Annotated in this window: 15 protein-coding genes; 8 read left to right on the plus strand and 7 right to left on the minus strand. The window is 73.5% G+C overall.

Translation table 11 applies throughout. The annotated features are described in order from the left end of the window. Window positions 1-657: MFS transporter (locus AC0CYZ_RS27465; RefSeq protein WP_472221284.1), on the plus strand; the 657-nt coding region annotated here is incomplete at its 5' end. 68 nt (window positions 658-725) lie between these two features. Here the strand turns inward: AC0CYZ_RS27465 and AC0CYZ_RS27470 are convergent. The 4 genes from AC0CYZ_RS27470 to AC0CYZ_RS27485 all read right to left on the minus strand — a co-directional run bounded on the left by AC0CYZ_RS27470 (window position 726) and on the right by AC0CYZ_RS27485 (window position 5,715). Then, window positions 726-1,757, minus strand: coding sequence for a LacI family DNA-binding transcriptional regulator (locus AC0CYZ_RS27470; protein ID WP_472221285.1), 1,032 nt, complete (start codon window positions 1,755-1,757; stop codon window positions 726-728). A 98-nt stretch (window positions 1,758-1,855) separates the two neighbouring features. Then, window positions 1,856-2,500, minus strand: a complete 645-nt coding sequence (locus tag AC0CYZ_RS27475; protein WP_472221286.1) for a trimeric intracellular cation channel family protein — start codon at window positions 2,498-2,500, stop codon at window positions 1,856-1,858. After that, window positions 2,497-3,777: an amidohydrolase gene (locus AC0CYZ_RS27480; RefSeq protein WP_472221287.1), complete on the minus strand. Its 1,281-nt coding sequence runs from the start codon at window positions 3,775-3,777 to the stop codon at window positions 2,497-2,499. The genes AC0CYZ_RS27475 and AC0CYZ_RS27480 overlap by 4 nt, the downstream gene beginning before the upstream one ends. Before the next feature lie 75 nt (window positions 3,778-3,852). After that, the gene (locus AC0CYZ_RS27485) at window positions 3,853-5,715 is read right to left on the minus strand and encodes an FAD-dependent monooxygenase (RefSeq protein WP_472221288.1); all 1,863 of its coding nucleotides are present in this window, start codon (window positions 5,713-5,715) and stop codon (window positions 3,853-3,855) included. Between the two features lie 191 nt (window positions 5,716-5,906). Between AC0CYZ_RS27485 and AC0CYZ_RS27490 the strand changes: the two genes are divergently transcribed. Both AC0CYZ_RS27490 and AC0CYZ_RS27495 read left to right on the plus strand, forming a co-directional pair. After that, window positions 5,907-6,062: a DUF6131 family protein gene (locus tag AC0CYZ_RS27490; RefSeq protein ID WP_472221289.1), complete on the plus strand. Its 156-nt coding sequence runs from the start codon at window positions 5,907-5,909 to the stop codon at window positions 6,060-6,062. A gap of 154 nt (window positions 6,063-6,216) precedes the next feature. Next, complete coding sequence (locus AC0CYZ_RS27495; protein WP_472221290.1) at window positions 6,217-6,411, plus strand: DUF1707 SHOCT-like domain-containing protein; 195 nt, start codon at window positions 6,217-6,219, stop codon at window positions 6,409-6,411. On the opposite strand, the gene AC0CYZ_RS27500 is transcribed toward AC0CYZ_RS27495, so the two are convergent. After that, window positions 6,380-7,396: a slipin family protein gene (locus tag AC0CYZ_RS27500; RefSeq protein WP_472221291.1), complete on the minus strand. Its 1,017-nt coding sequence runs from the start codon at window positions 7,394-7,396 to the stop codon at window positions 6,380-6,382. The two genes, AC0CYZ_RS27495 and AC0CYZ_RS27500, sit on opposite strands and share 32 nt — an antisense overlap. Window positions 7,397-7,641: 245 nt before the next feature. Between AC0CYZ_RS27500 and AC0CYZ_RS27505 the strand changes: the two genes are divergently transcribed. The 4 genes from AC0CYZ_RS27505 to AC0CYZ_RS27520 all read left to right on the plus strand — a co-directional run bounded on the left by AC0CYZ_RS27505 (window position 7,642) and on the right by AC0CYZ_RS27520 (window position 10,874). After that, the gene (locus AC0CYZ_RS27505) at window positions 7,642-7,803 is read left to right on the plus strand and encodes a hypothetical protein (RefSeq protein ID WP_472221292.1); all 162 of its coding nucleotides are present in this window, start codon (window positions 7,642-7,644) and stop codon (window positions 7,801-7,803) included. A 31-nt stretch (window positions 7,804-7,834) separates the two neighbouring features. After that, entirely contained in the window at window positions 7,835-9,250 is a 1,416-nt protein-coding gene (locus AC0CYZ_RS27510) for a wax ester/triacylglycerol synthase domain-containing protein (RefSeq protein ID WP_472221293.1), read from the plus strand. Next, the gene (locus AC0CYZ_RS27515) at window positions 9,247-10,251 is read left to right on the plus strand and encodes a hypothetical protein (protein ID WP_472221294.1); all 1,005 of its coding nucleotides are present in this window, start codon (window positions 9,247-9,249) and stop codon (window positions 10,249-10,251) included. Before AC0CYZ_RS27510 ends, AC0CYZ_RS27515 begins: the two co-directional genes overlap by 4 nt. A 152-nt stretch (window positions 10,252-10,403) precedes the next feature. Next, on the plus strand, window positions 10,404-10,874 hold the full coding sequence (locus tag AC0CYZ_RS27520; RefSeq protein WP_472221295.1) for a hypothetical protein: 471 nt from the start codon (window positions 10,404-10,406) through the stop codon (window positions 10,872-10,874). 39 nt (window positions 10,875-10,913) lie between these two features. On the opposite strand, the gene AC0CYZ_RS27525 is transcribed toward AC0CYZ_RS27520, so the two are convergent. Beyond that, on the minus strand, window positions 10,914-11,345 hold the full coding sequence (locus tag AC0CYZ_RS27525; RefSeq protein ID WP_472221296.1) for a nitroreductase family deazaflavin-dependent oxidoreductase: 432 nt from the start codon (window positions 11,343-11,345) through the stop codon (window positions 10,914-10,916). 76 nt (window positions 11,346-11,421) lie between these two features. After that, window positions 11,422-12,573: an alpha-hydroxy-acid oxidizing protein gene (locus AC0CYZ_RS27530; protein ID WP_472221297.1), complete on the minus strand. Its 1,152-nt coding sequence runs from the start codon at window positions 12,571-12,573 to the stop codon at window positions 11,422-11,424. Window positions 12,574-12,713: 140 nt separating this feature from the next. Here AC0CYZ_RS27530 and nicT point away from each other — a divergent pair. Next, the coding region (gene nicT, locus AC0CYZ_RS27535) for a Nickel transporter NicT (protein ID WP_472221298.1) at window positions 12,714-13,643 on the plus strand (930 nt) is incomplete at its 3' end.

Here is a 13,643-nt window from a genome sequence, read left to right on the forward strand (position 1 = left end):
CGGGTCCGCGCCCTGTTCCGCGGCAAGCACCTGAAGGCGCTGCTCTACACCGGCTCCTTCTACACCTTCTGGAACATCGCGGCCGGCACCGCCGGTATCTTCACCCCGTACATGGTCAAGACCATCGGGGCGGGCTCGAACGCCGCCGGCGTCGCCCTGTCCTGCCTCGGCTTCGCCGCAGGCATCGTCGGCACCCTCGCACTGTTCATGCCCTTCTACGATCGCAGCCACGGCGTCCGCAAGGGCCTGTTCGCCCTCGGCGCGATCATGCAGATCTGCTCCTACGGGCTCTATCTGGTCGTCGACTTCTCCGGGCCGAGCGTCATCGCCAGCGTCCTGCTCTTCTACGTCGGCAGCGCGGTAGCCGGGGAGGCCACCTACAAGGTGACCAGCCAGGAACTGTTCCCGACGATGCTGCGCGGCACCGCGCAGGGCTTCACCTTCGGAGTCGCCCGCGTCTTGCTCGGACTGTTCAGCCTGGTCGTGCCCCTGCTCTCGACGATCGGCATCGTCCCGGTCGCGCTCCTGCTCACCCTGTTTCTGGTCATCAGCGGCGTCGTGGGCTTCTTCGCCATGCCCGACACCACCGGCAAGTCCCTCGAGCAGATCGAGGCCGAACGAGCCGACCGGCCCACAGCAGTCCCGGCCACGTCCTGAGACCTCCCCGGCCCGCAACGCCGGCCCGGTCCCGCCAGCCGCGGGGCCGGGCCGTCCTGCGCCTCGGCTCAGGCGGAGTCGCTCCGCCCGAGCAGGAGGGTGGAGGAACGCACCACGAGCTCCGGGGCGAAGACCACCTGCCGGTGCTGGTGCTCCGGGCCGGCGGCCACCTCGTCGAGCAACAGCTCCACCGCGGTCCGGCCGAGGAGCTCGCTCGGCTGGGCCACCGAGGTCAGCGGCACCGCCGCCGCCTCGGCGAACTCGATGTCGTCGTAGCCGACGATCGCGAGGTCGTCCGGGACCCGCAGTCCCCAGTGCACGCTGCGCTGCAGCAGCCCCAGGGCGAGCAGGTCGTTGGCGCAGAACACTCCGGTCGGGCGGCGGCTCGACGGCAGACCCGCCATCCGTTCCCCCGCGCGACGGCCCTCGGCCACGGTCAGCCCGGTCGTCTCGACCACGACCAGATCCGCCGGGTCCCGCCCGGCGCGCTCGAGCGCGCCGCGGGCCCCGGCGATTCGGTCGGCGACCTGACCGAACGAGGTGGGCCCTCCCACCACCGCGATCCGCTCGTGGCCGAGCTCGAGGAGATGGCCGGCCGCCAGCGTGCCCCCGGCGACGTCGTCGACCGTCACCGAGCAATGGGTCGGGCCCGCGCCGCGGTCGACCACGACGACGGGAGTCCCCCGCTGCGGTAGCTGCTCCAGGCGCGGGTCGGACGGGTCGACGGGAGTGACGAGCACGCCCTGCACCCTCTGCTCGGCGAGGAGCTCCAGGTAGCGCGCCTGCCGCGTGGCGTCGTCACCGCAGTCGCACAGGTACGTCGCGAGCCCCGCCCCGTCCGCCGTGCGTTGCACCCCGGCCGCGACGTCGGTGAAGAACGGGTTCGCCGCGTCCAGCACGACGAACGCGATCGTGCGGCTGCGACCCGAGCGCAGCTGGCGTGCCGAGTCGTTGCGGACGAAGCCCAGCGCGCCGATCGCCGCCTCGACCCGACCGCGCGTCGCCGCACTGACGCGCTCCGGCCGGTTGAGCACGTTGGACACCGTCCCGAGCGACACCCCGGCCCGGGCCGCCACATCTTTGATGCTCGGGCCACTCACGAGGACCATCATGCCCGTCCGGCCACGGCGACGGCTCCGAGTGGGCCGGTGTGGAGGAGGAGGCCGCGGCCCGCCCGGACGCAGAACCGGCTACCGGGTCACTGGTCCTCTCCCACGGCTCCCGGGTCCCGGGGGTGGGGCGCCTCGAGCCGGAAGCGGACGCCGAGCAGGCGGATGAGCAGGCACGCCGCCGCGCCCACGTAGACCCAGACCGGTCCCCCGACCCCGAGCCGCGCCGGCACCACGACGACCGCGGCGCCGACGAGCGCGGGGATCGCGTACAGCTCGCTGCTCAGCACGCTCGGGACCCGGCGGACGAGCACGTCGCGCAGGGTGCCGCCGCCGACCGCGGTGATCGTGCCGAGCAGGATCGACTGCCCGACCCCCGCGCCGAGGGCCAACGCCCGGCCGGCGCCCGTGACCGCGAACAGGGACAGGCCGAGGGCGTCGAAGACCGTGATGGGGAGGGCGAGCCGGTCCAGCCGGCCGCTGAGCACGAACGCGACGAGCCCGCCGCCGGCCGCCACCGCCAGGTAGCGCCAGTCGCTGAACGTCGCCGGGGGCAGCGCGCCGAGCAGGACGTCGCGCAGGATGCCGCCGCCGAGCGCGGTGATCATGCCCAGCGTCACCACGCCGACGATGTCCAGGCGCGCGGCCCGCACCGCGGTGAGCGCCCCGTTGAGGGCGAACGCGAAGGTCCCGGCGAGGTCCAGCACGAGGGCCGTCACCGACGCGGCGCTCACCCCGCGGCCCCGTCTCCCTCCGGTGCCAGCCAGGCCCCCGCCGCGGTCACCAGGGTCTCGATGCCGGTGCGCACCGTCGGGTCCAGGACCGGAGCGAACAACGGGCTGTGGTTGGTGGGCAGCTCGGCGAGCCGGCCCTCGCGCGCCAGGGTGTCGTAGGTGGCGTGGTCGACACCGCCCACGAACCAGAACACCGAGGGCGCCCCCCAGGCCCGGCCCAGCTCGCCGAAGTCCTCGCTGGCCGAGGCCGGTCCCATCGACGCCACCCGGTCGGCGCCGAGGTGATCGCGCAGGGCCGTCAGCACCCGGTCGGTCGCGGTCGGGTCGTTGTCGGTGACCTGGTAGGTCTCCACGGGGGTGATCTCCGGTTCCCGCGGCGCGCCCGCGGCGCGCGCCTCGGCGGCCACGATCCGCCGGATGGCGTCCTGCGCACGGGCACGCACCCCCTCGTCGTAGCAGCGCAGGTTCAGGCCGATGGTCGCCTCGTCGGGGATGACGTTCTCCTTGCTGCCCGCCTGCAGCACGCCGATGGTGAGCACCGCGGCCTCGTTCATGCCCAGCTCCCGGGACACGACGGTCTGGAGCCGCACCACGGTGGATGCCGCCATCACCACCGGGTCGATCGCGGCCTCGGGCATGGAGCCGTGGGCTCCGCGGCCGAACATCCGGATCCGCCAGACGTCCGACGCCGAGGTGGCCGTGCCGGGTCGGGTGGCGACGATCCCGGCGGGCGCAGGCATGACGTGCTGGCCCAGCACCACGTCGGGGGTCGGGAACCGCGCGACGAGGCCGTCGTCGACCATCGCCCGGGCGCCCGTCCCGGTCTCCTCGGCCGGCTGGAACAGCGCCACGAGCGTCCCCGACCAGGCGTCGCGGTGGGCTCCGAAGAGCGCCGCCGCCGCCGCGAGCCACGCCACGTGCACGTCGTGTCCGCAGGCGTGCCCGACCGGGGTCTCGGCGCCGTCCGCGTCGGTGGCGGTCACGGTGCTGGCGTAGGGCAGGCCGGTCGCCTCCCGCACGGGGAGCGCATCCATGTCGGCGCGGAGCGCCACGGTGGGGCCGTCGCCGTTGCGCAGTACGCCGACGACGCCGGTCGTGCCGACGCCCGTCGTCACCTCGAAGCCGGCGTCGGCCAGGCGCGCGGCCGCGAGGGCGGCGGTGCGGTGCTCCTGGTTCGAGAGCTCGGGGTGGGCGTGCAGGTCGGTGTAGAAGTCCCGGGTCTCCGGCAGCACTCCGTCGACGGCGTCCAGCAGCGGACGCAGCGGACCGTTCGGCATCGTCGCCCTCCTCGGCGGTGGTGGCACCGGCCCTGTTCCCCTGAGATCGCCCGGCGACGCGCGCACGGGCACGCGTCAGGGCACGTCGAGCAGCACCCCGCCCAGGAAGGCGTCGAGGGCGTCGTGGTCGTGCGGCGCGAGCACGTGCGCCACGTACTGGTCGGGGCGGACCACGACGACCGCGCCGGTGTCGCGGTCGACGCCGCGCAGGTCGAAGACGTCGTCGGCCGGGTCGGGACAGAACACCTTCTCGTGGTCGACCAGCCCGAAGCGGCCCTTGCGCGGCCGCAGGAGCGGGGGCAGGTCGGTGACCTCGACGTCGTGGTGGTGCTGCGGGAGGACCGCGCGGACGTCGACGACGGCGTCGGGGTCGGCGCCGGCGGGGGTCCACCGCGGCAGCGTCACGGCCAGGTGGTCGCAGAGCCCGCGCAGCGCGGCGCCGTCGCGGTCGGCGAACAGGTAGAGCCGCCACGCCCCGTCGGCGCGGGCGGCGTGGCCGAGGTGCATCGGCTTGGCGTCGGCGAGCCGGACGACCGGCGCGGAGTGGAACCGCGTGCCGACCTCGAACCCCGCCGCGAGGTGCTGCGCGGGATCGGTCGCCGTGATCATCGACGGGGCGTGGCGGACCCCGAAGCCGGCGGTGAAGCGGCCCTGCTCGCGGAAGTAGCGCTGGAACTTCTCGGGGTCGGCGTCGGTCACGTCGGCGTGCGCGCCGAACATGGCCGCGAACTCCCGGTCGAAGTCGATGAGCTCCTGCGCCACGCGCTGCCGTTCCTCGGAGTAGGTCCGCAGCAGCTCCGGGCGCGCGGTCCCCCGCAGCACGGCGCCGAGCTTCCAGCCCAGGTTCCAGGCGTCGGCCATCGAGACGTTCATGCCCTGCCCGGCCTTCGCGCTGTGCGTGTGGCACGCGTCGCCGGCGATGAACACCCGCGGGAGCCGACCCGGCTCGGCGTCGGGGACGTCGTCGAATCGGTCGCAGAGCCGCTGCCCGACCTCGTAGACCGACCACCACCCGACGTCGCGCACCTCGACGGTGTAGGGCGCCAGGATGCGGTTCGCGACGGCGGCGAGCTCCCCGGGCGTGACGCCGCGGTCGCGGAGCATCTCCGCGTCGCGGTCGTGGTCGAGCTCGATGTAGAGGCGCACCAGGTAGCCGCCCTCGCGCGGGATGACCAGGACGCTGCCCTCGGCCGAGGTGATCGCGCTCTTGAGCCGGATGTCGGGGAAGTCGGTGTCGACGAGGACGTCCATCACGCCCCAGGCCTGGTTCATCGCGTCGCCGACCAGCTCGCGCCCGATCGCGGCCCGCGTGGCGCTGCGGGCCCCGTCGCACCCGACGACGTACCGCGCCCGGACCGTCGAGGTCTCCCCGGACCCGACGTGCTCGACGGTCACCGCGACCGGGTGCTCGACGTCGTCGTCGAGCGCGAGGTCCACCAGCCGCACCCCGTGGAACGGCTCCGCCCGTGACGCCGACCGGGCCGTGTGCTCACGCAGGAAGGCCAGCATCCGCGCCTGGTTCACGATCATGTGCGGCATCTCGGACAGGCCGTCCTCGACGTCGGGGATGCGCCCGGTCCGCGTGATGTGCCCGGGCCGCTCCGGGTCGGGCCGCCAGAAGCTGACCTCGTTGACCTGGTAGCCCTCCTCGATCACCCGGCCCGCCAGCCCGAACGCCTCGAACATCTCCATCGTGCGGCAGGCGACCCCGTCGGCCTGCCCCACCGCCAGCGGACCGTCCCGGCGGTCGACGACGACCGTGCGGAGCTCGGGGAAGGCCGCCAGCTGCGCGGCGAGCACGAGGCCGGCCGGGCCGGCGCCGACGACGAGGACGTCGGTGCGCTCGGGAAGGTCCGCGGACCGCTGCGCGACGGAGGGATGGGCGTCGGTCGTGAAGGGGTCGCCGGGCCGGTACCCGTCGACGTAGAACTGCGCCACGTCCACTCCTCGGTCAGTCATCGGCCGAATGCCGCCCGATCGGATCGAAAGGGAAAATATTGTCCCGATCGACCCCTCACCAGCACCGCCGCACCGGACAGACTCGTTGCGAAAAGTGCCGGGACGGGGCGTCGGACTCCCCGATCTCCACGTCCCGGTGCCCCGCTCCCCCGCCGTCGAAAGGCACCCCCGTGATCATCCTCGGAATCATCCTCATCGTCCTGGGCTATCTGCTGCCCGTTCCCAGCATCATCGTGACCATCGGCTGGATCCTGCTCGTCGTCGGCCTGATCCTCACGCTCCTGGGCGCGGTCGGCCGGCCGGTCGGACGCAAGACCTACTTCTGAGGTCCGGTCCGGGGGCCGTCCGCGCACGCGGACGGCCCCCGGGCTCCCGGCCGGGCGTCCCGTTCGCCCGGCCCGACATCTCCCCGGCCGTCGGGCGGGTCGGCTCGTAGGCTCGTGTCGGACGGTCGGGCCGAGGCGACGGGACGGCGGGCGGATGGACACGGAGCGCAGCGGGGTCCGCGCGTCCGACCGTGAGCGCGCCCTGGTGGTCGAGCGGCTGACGCGCGCCCTCGAGCACGGCCGGCTGACCCTCGCCGAGTACGACGAGCGCGTGGCCGCGACCTACGCGGCCGTCCTCCGCGACGACCTGACCCGCCTCATCGACGACCTGCCGGGTCGTCTGTGGTGAAGGTCGGGGGCTCCGGCAGGGCGACCGGCTCCGGGATGTCCGCGGGCTCCGGGATGTCGGCCGGTTCGGGGACGTCGGCCGACCCGGGGACGGCGACGTCGGGCAGCGGCTCCCCCGCCTCCACGGCGGCGACGGCCCCGTTCCGGTGCGGCCGGTCGGCCGGCACGGCCTCGTCCGGCTGATCGGTCGACGCGTCGGCGCCCGGTCCGGCCTGCGCACCGAGGGTCCCCCCGGTCGCGTGCTCGAAGAAGCGCAGCAGCTCGACCGGGAACGGCATCACCAGCGTGCTGTTCTTCTCGGCGGCCACGTCGGTCACGGTCTGGAGCAGGCGCAGCTGCAGGGCCCCGGGGGTGTCGCTCATCGTGCCGGCGGCCTGGGAGAGCTTGCCGGACGCCTGCAGCTCGCCGTCCGCGGCGATGACCCGCGCCCGGCGGTCGCGCTCGGCCTCGGCCTGGCGGGACATCGAGCGGCGCATGCTCTCGGGCAGCGAGATGTCCTTGATCTCCACGCGCTCGACGACGATGCCCCAGTCCTCGGTCGGCGCGTCGATGACGTCGCGCAGCTCGGCGTTGATCCGGGCGCGGTCGGACAGCAGGGTGTCGAGGTCGGACCGGCCGATCACCGAGCGCAGGGACGTCTGGGCGACCTGCGAGGTGGCCTGGACGTAGCTCTCGACGTTGATGACCGCACGGACCGGGTCGTCCACCCGGAAGTAGACGACCGCGTCGACGCCGATCGTCACGTTGTCGCGGGTGATGGAGCTCTGTGACGGGACGTCGAGCACCACGGTCTGGATCGAGACCTTCCGCATGCGGTCGGCGACCGGGATGATCGTGCGCAGCCCCGGCTCGCGGACCGCGGGCAGCAGGCGGCCGAACCGCAGGACGACGCCCCGCTCGTACTGCTGGACCAGGCGGAACGTGGACGAGGCGAGGATCAGGCCGAGCAGCACGACCACGATCACGATGACGACGACGACATTCATTGCTGAGGCTTCCCCTCGGGACGGGGCGACCCCGTCGTGGAGTGCGCTCCCGTCCGCCATGGTGCTCCCGCCGCTGCCGCTCGGCCACCGACCGCCGGCGTCCCCCACCGCCACCTCACACGGCGATCCCGGCATCGGGGACGTGTGGGCCGACCGGCCCCGGACTGCTCGTCAGGGGGCCGCGGACCTGCCACGCTGGAGGCTTCCGGGGAGGAGTCACCTTCCCCGTCCTGAGGGGCCTGTCGATGCTCGTCGGTCTGCTCGTCGTCGCCCTGGTTATCTGGCTGGTCCTCGCGGTCCTCGGGATCGTGATCCACGGGCTCTTCTGGCTGGCGATCATCGGTGTCGTGCTGTTCGTCGCCACCGCCGTGTACGGCGGCGTGAAGCGATCGGCCCTCCGACGCTGAGCACGCCGCGGACGGCCCACGGAGGATGCCGGTGACCCCGGAGCCGGACCCGCTGGCGGACGCCCCGGGCGAGATGAACCCGCTCGAGACCATGATGTGGCGGGCGGAGGTCGACCCGCGGCTGCGCTCGATCGTGGTGATCGTCGACGTGCTCGACGCCGAGCCCGACTGGGACCGGCTCGTCGCCGCCCACGAGTGGGCCACCCGCGTCGTGCCGCGGCTGCGCCAGCGGGTGATGGAGCCGTGGGGATGGGGCCCGCCCACCTGGGTCCCCGACCCGGACTTCGCGCTGTCGTTCCACCTGCGGCGGATGCGGCTCGCGGAGGGCGGCGGGCTGCGCGAGCTGCTCGACCAGGCCGCGCTGTGCGCGATGACCCCGTTCGACCGGAGCCGCCCGGCCTGGGAGGCCCTCCTGGTCGAGGGGCTCGACGGCGGGCGCGCGGGCTACCTGGTCAAGGTCCACCACAGCCTCGCCGACGGGCTCGGGCTGGTGCAGATCCTCAGCCTGCTGCACAGCAGCAGCCGCGAGCCCTCCGCCGACAAGGCCGACCCCCCGCCCCCGGGGTCGACGCCGCCCTCGCGGCTCGGGCTCACCGCCTGGCAGGCCGGGCGCGCCCTGGTCGCCGCGCCCCCGGCGGTCGTCGGGGGGCTGCGCACCGGCGTCACGGCGCTCGGGCGCGCGGCCCTCGCCCCGGTCACCACGCTCACCGACGGCTGGGCGGCCGTGTGGTCCGCGGCGCGCGCCGCGCTCCCGCCGACGCTCACCGGCTCCCCCGCGTTCCGCGGCCGCAGCCTCAACCGCCGCTTCGAAGCGCTCGACGTGGACCTCGCCACGCTCAAGGCCGCGGGCCGCGCCGCCGGCGGGTCGCTCAACGACGCGTACCTCGCCGGACTGGTCGGGGGCATCCGCCGCTACCACCTGGCCCTGGGTCTCCCGGCGCCCGACCGCATCCCGGTCGGGATGCCGGTCAACACCCGTGACCCGTCGGATCCGATGGGCGGCAACCACTGGGCGGGCACGCGCTTCGCGGTCCCCCTCGACGACGTCGACGCCGCCACCCGGATCGGGCAGGTGCGCGACATCGTGCGCGCGGTGACCAGTGCGCGGGTCGTGGACGCCCTCGGGCTCGTCGCCCCGGTGCTGGCCGCCCTGCCCGCGCCGTTGCTCGCCCGCGTCCAGGGTGCGGCCACCAGCGCCAACGACCTCCAGGCCAGCAACGTCCCGGGGATGACCCGGCCCACGTACCTCGCCGGGGCGCGGATCGTGCGCAGCTACCCGTTCGCCCCGCTGCCCGGCGCACCCGCGATGATCGCGCTGACCTCGCACGAGGACACCTGCTGCATCGCCGCCACGCTCGACCCGGCGGCGATCACCGACCCCGCGCTCTTCCGGGAGTGCCTCGTCGCCGGGTTCGAGGAGGTCCTCGGGCTCGCCGGGACGGGGTGACCGTGCGGCGGGCGGCCCCGGCGATCCTCGCCGCGCTGCTGCTCATCGGTCTGGTCGTCGAGGCCACCCACCAGATCGCGGCCGGCGACGACGCCCCGGACCTGCCGGTCATCGACGACTGGCTCCACGACGCGCTGATCCTCGCCTCGAGCGCGATCTGTGCGTGGGGCGCGACCCGGCGGAAACCCGGCCCCAGCCGCGCCGCGTGGTGGTGCTTCGCCGCCGCCCTGTTCCTCTTCGCGGTCGCGGAGATCACCTGGGGCGCGTTGTACGCGGACGGCAGCCCGGTGCCGACACCGAATCCGACCGACGTGCTCTACCTGGCCACCTACCCGCTGTTCATGGCCGGGCTGGTGCTCATGGTCCGGGCCCGGGTCGCCGACGTCCCCTGGCACCGGTGGCTCGACGGCCTCGTCCTGGTCCTCATCGTGGCGACCCCCGGTGTCGCGCTGGTCATCGTGCCGGTGGCGGAGAACTCGCCGGTCGACCCGCTCGGGCTGGTGGTCACCGTCGCGTACCCGCTGGGCGACGTCGTGCTCCTCGGGGCCCTCCTCGGGACGCTCCCGCTGATGTCGTGGCGGCTCGGCGGCAGCTGGCCGTGGGTCGCGGCCGGGCTCGTCTGCCTCACCGCGGCCGACTCGATCTACAGCCTCTCCGCGACGCAGGCGGTCTCCCACGAGGGCCCCTACGACTTCCTCTGGAGCGCGGGCTCGCTCGCGTTCGCCGTCGGCGCGACCCGGTTGCCGTCGCGACCCCGGGCCTCGCGGGAGATCACCGGGTGGCCCGCCGTGGCGCTCCCGCTGGGTGCCCAGCTCTTCGCCGTCGGCACCCAGATCTACGGCTACGTGCACGAGCTGCCCGCCGCCGAGCGGCTGCTCACGATCGGCGTGCTCGTCATCGGCGTCGTGCAGATCATCGTCTCGCGCCCCCGTCCCGCTCCCCAGGACCATGCGGCGGCCGAGCCGGCCGAGCGCCGAGGTGGACCACCCGTACAGACCTGACATCACGTTGTGTACACGGATCTTTGCTGGTGGTCTGAACGAGTGATGTGGTCGGCGGCGACGACCTCCGCCACCACGGGCCCTGTACAACGGTGAGTAGTTCGATGGTGCGCAACCAGATCGCTCCTCGTGCTCGTTCCCGAGGAGGACCCATGGCGACCCTGACCGCTCACGCGGACCTGCCCGTCGGCGACCACACCGCCCGCGACGCACGCGCCGTCACGCTGGCCGCGGTCGCGGCCTGGGGCTGCGACGTCTCGGTCGAGACCCTGCTGCTGCTCGTCGACGAGCTCGCCGAGGCCGTCGTCGGGCGGGCGGGCACCGAGCACGGCCTGATGCTGGAGCTCAGCGCCCACGACGCGCAGGGCATCCGCGTCACCCTCGCCGACGGCAGCGCCGTGCGCGCCACCGCGCAGGCCGTCGTCCGGGGTGCGCCGACCCTGGCGGCGCTGCTCGAGTCGCTGACCGCACGCTGGGGCGACGAGCCCTACCAGGGTGGGTACAGCATCTGGTTCGAGCTCGGCCCCGAGCAGACCGATCCGGAGCTCGACGAGCTGCGGGCCGACGGGGCCGAGGTCGCCGAGCAGCTGGGCGCCTGGTTCGCCGGGGACGAGGGCCGGTAGACCCGACGGGCGGCGCGCCGGAGCGCGCCGCCCCGGGACTCACTTCGGGTCGAGCACGAAGACCGGGATCTCCCGGTCGGTCTTCTCCTGGTACTCCGCGTAGGACGGGTAGGCCGCGACCGCCCGCTCCCACCACCGGGCGCGCTCCTCGCCCGAGACCTCGCGGGCGACGTAGGTCCTCGTCTCGGTCCCGTCCTGCAGCGGGAACTCCGGGTGCGCCTTGATGTTGTAGTACCAGACCGGGTTGTCCGGGGCACCGCCCTTGGACGCGACCACGGCGTAGCTGCCCTCGTGCTCCACCCGCATCACCGGGGTGTAGCGCAGCGTGCCGGACTTCGCGCCGCGCAGGGTCAGCAGCACGATCGGGGAACCGAGGACCTCGATGCCCTCGGTCGTCCCGGTCTCCAGGATCTTCTCGGTCTGCTCGCTGACCCAGCTCGTGGGGCTGCGCTCCACACTCTGCTCGCTCATGTCGACCACCAACCCCGACGGTCCCCCGGGACATTCCACGTGGGCCAGGCCTGGTCGCCCCGGCGACCACGCGCGGTCACGTGCGCGCCAGCGCGTCGGGCGTGAGGTCCGCGAGGGTCGGATAGCCGTCGACCGCCATGATCAGGTCGGCCTCCGCGAGGATCATCCGGAGCACGTGCTCGACGCCGGCGGTGCCGCCGATGGCCAGCCCGTAGGCGATCGGGCGGCCGATCCCGACCGCCGTCGCCCCGAGGGCCAGCGCCTTGACGACGTCCGCGCCGCTGCGCACGCCCGAGTCGAACAGCACCGGCAGCCCGTCGGCGGCCTCGACGACCCCGGGCAGGCACTCGAGCGTGGTCAGGCCGCCGTTGGCCTGCCGCCCGCCGTGGTTCGAGCAGTAGATCGCGTCGACGCCGTGGTCCTTGACCCGTCGGGCGTCGTCGGGGTGGCAGATGCCCTTCGCCATGATCGGCAGGTCGGTCTCGGCCCGCAGCCAGTCCAGGTCCTCCCACCGGAAGGGCCCGCCGAAGATCGGGAGGTTCTGGATGAACGTCTCGACGGGGTCGTCGTCCGGGCCGAGGCGCTTCCGGAACTCCGGGTCGCTCGTGTAGTTCGTCAGGCACGTGCTCGGGACCTGCGGGTAGTGCGCGCCGCGCAGGTCGCGGGGCCGCCAGCCGGTGACCCAGGTGTCGAGCGTGACCGCGATGCCCTTCAGGCCCGCCTTCTCCGCGCGGTGCACCAGGCTCGCGGCGAGGTCGCGGTCCGGCGGCGTGTAGAGCTGGAAGAAGCCGGTGGTGTCGCCCAGCAGCGGGACCACGTCCTCCATGGGGTCGGCCGAGAGCGTGCCCGCGAAGAACGGGACGCCGGTGCGGGCCGAGGCCTCCGCGCAGTGCAGGTCGCCGTGGCCGTCCTGGGCGCACGGCCCGTACACCCCGATCGGGGCCATGAAGATCGGCGAGGGGAACGTGTGCCCGAACAGGTCGATCGACAGGTCGCGCTCCTCGGGCGCGACGAGCATCCGCGGGTAGAGCCCCCAGCGTTCGAAGGCCGCGACGTTCGCGCGCTGGGTCTGCTCGTTGCCCGCGCCACCGGCGACGTAGCCCCAGGTCTTCGGCGTCATCATGTGCGACGCCTTCTCCTCGAGGTCGGCGAGGGCGATCGGGTACTGCGGGGCGTCGCCGCGCCGGCCCTGGGCGTACAGCTCGTCCTGGTAGTTAGCGAAGGTCATGGTCTCGGGATGACCCCAGCGCGGGGCTCGGGAACGCCGGATCCCCGACGGTGCGCCGATCGGCCCTGACTGCACGGATGGCTCAACTGCACAAGACTTGCATCAGCGACACGGTCGAGGGAACGTTCCGGCTCGTGACGATGACCGCGCCCGCGACCACGCGCCGTTTCGCCCTCATCCCTCCCGAGAAGCGCTCCGTGGGCGGGATGGTCGGCTTCGTCCTCCTGCTGCACGTGCTCGGCTGGGGCACCCTCGTCGTGTTCGTCGCGCCCGCGCACTACGAGCTGGGCGACGTCGGGGTGTTCGGCCTCGGCCTCGGCCTGACCGCCTACCTGCTGGGGATGCGGCACGCCTTCGACGCCGACCACATCGCGGCCATCGACAACACCACGCGCAAGCTGCTGGCCGACCGCGAGGGCCCCGACGGACCGGACACGACGCGGCCACGGCCCCTCACCGTCGGGTTCTGGTTCTCGCTGGGCCACTCGACGATCGTGTTCGTGCTCGTGCTGCTGCTCGGGCTCGGCGTCCGGGCCGTCACCACCGAGATCGGCGACGACGACTCGCCCCTCAAGGTCGTCGGCGGACTCGTCGGCACCGCGGTCAGCGGGCTGTTCCTGATCCTGATCGGCGTCGTCAACCTGGTGGTGCTGATCGGGATCGTGCGGATCTTCCGACGGATGCGGCACGGCGACTTCGACGAGGCCGAGCTCGAGCGCCACCTCGACGAGCGGGGCTTCATGAATCGCATCCTCGGCCGCGTCACCAGGGCCGTCCGCAAGCCCGTGCACATGTACCCGACGGGGCTGCTGTTCGGCCTGGGCTTTGACACCGCCACCGAGGTCAGCCTGCTCTTTTTGGCCGCGGGTGCCGCGGGGGCCGGGCTTCCCGCCTACGCGATCCTGGCACTCCCCGTCCTGTTCGCAGCCGGGATGTCGCTGCTGGACACCCTGGACGGGTCGTTCATGAACTTCGCATACCAGTGGGCCTTCTCCGAGCCTGCGCGCAAGGTCTTTTACAACCTCGTGATCACCGGGCTGTCGGTGGCAGTGGCACTGGTGATCGGCACC

The organism is Actinomycetospora sp. (assembly GCF_055612215.1).

Coding starts and splice junctions, on each gene's coding strand:
- AC0CYZ_RS27525 (WP_472221296.1), bottom strand. CDS start 11,345: ATGAGCGAGCAGAGTGTGGAGCGCAGCCCCACGAGCTGGGTCAGCGAG.
- AC0CYZ_RS27530 (WP_472221297.1), bottom strand. CDS start 12,573: ATGACCTTCGCTAACTACCAGGACGAGCTGTACGCCCAGGGCCGGCGC.
- AC0CYZ_RS27500 (WP_472221291.1), bottom strand. CDS start 7,396: ATGAATGTCGTCGTCGTCATCGTGATCGTGGTCGTGCTGCTCGGCCTG.
- AC0CYZ_RS27505 (WP_472221292.1), top strand. CDS start 7,642: ATGCTCGTCGGTCTGCTCGTCGTCGCCCTGGTTATCTGGCTGGTCCTC.
- AC0CYZ_RS27520 (WP_472221295.1), top strand. CDS start 10,404: ATGGCGACCCTGACCGCTCACGCGGACCTGCCCGTCGGCGACCACACC.
- AC0CYZ_RS27480 (WP_472221287.1), bottom strand. CDS start 3,777: ATGCCGAACGGTCCGCTGCGTCCGCTGCTGGACGCCGTCGACGGAGTG.
- AC0CYZ_RS27495 (WP_472221290.1), top strand. CDS start 6,217: ATGGACACGGAGCGCAGCGGGGTCCGCGCGTCCGACCGTGAGCGCGCC.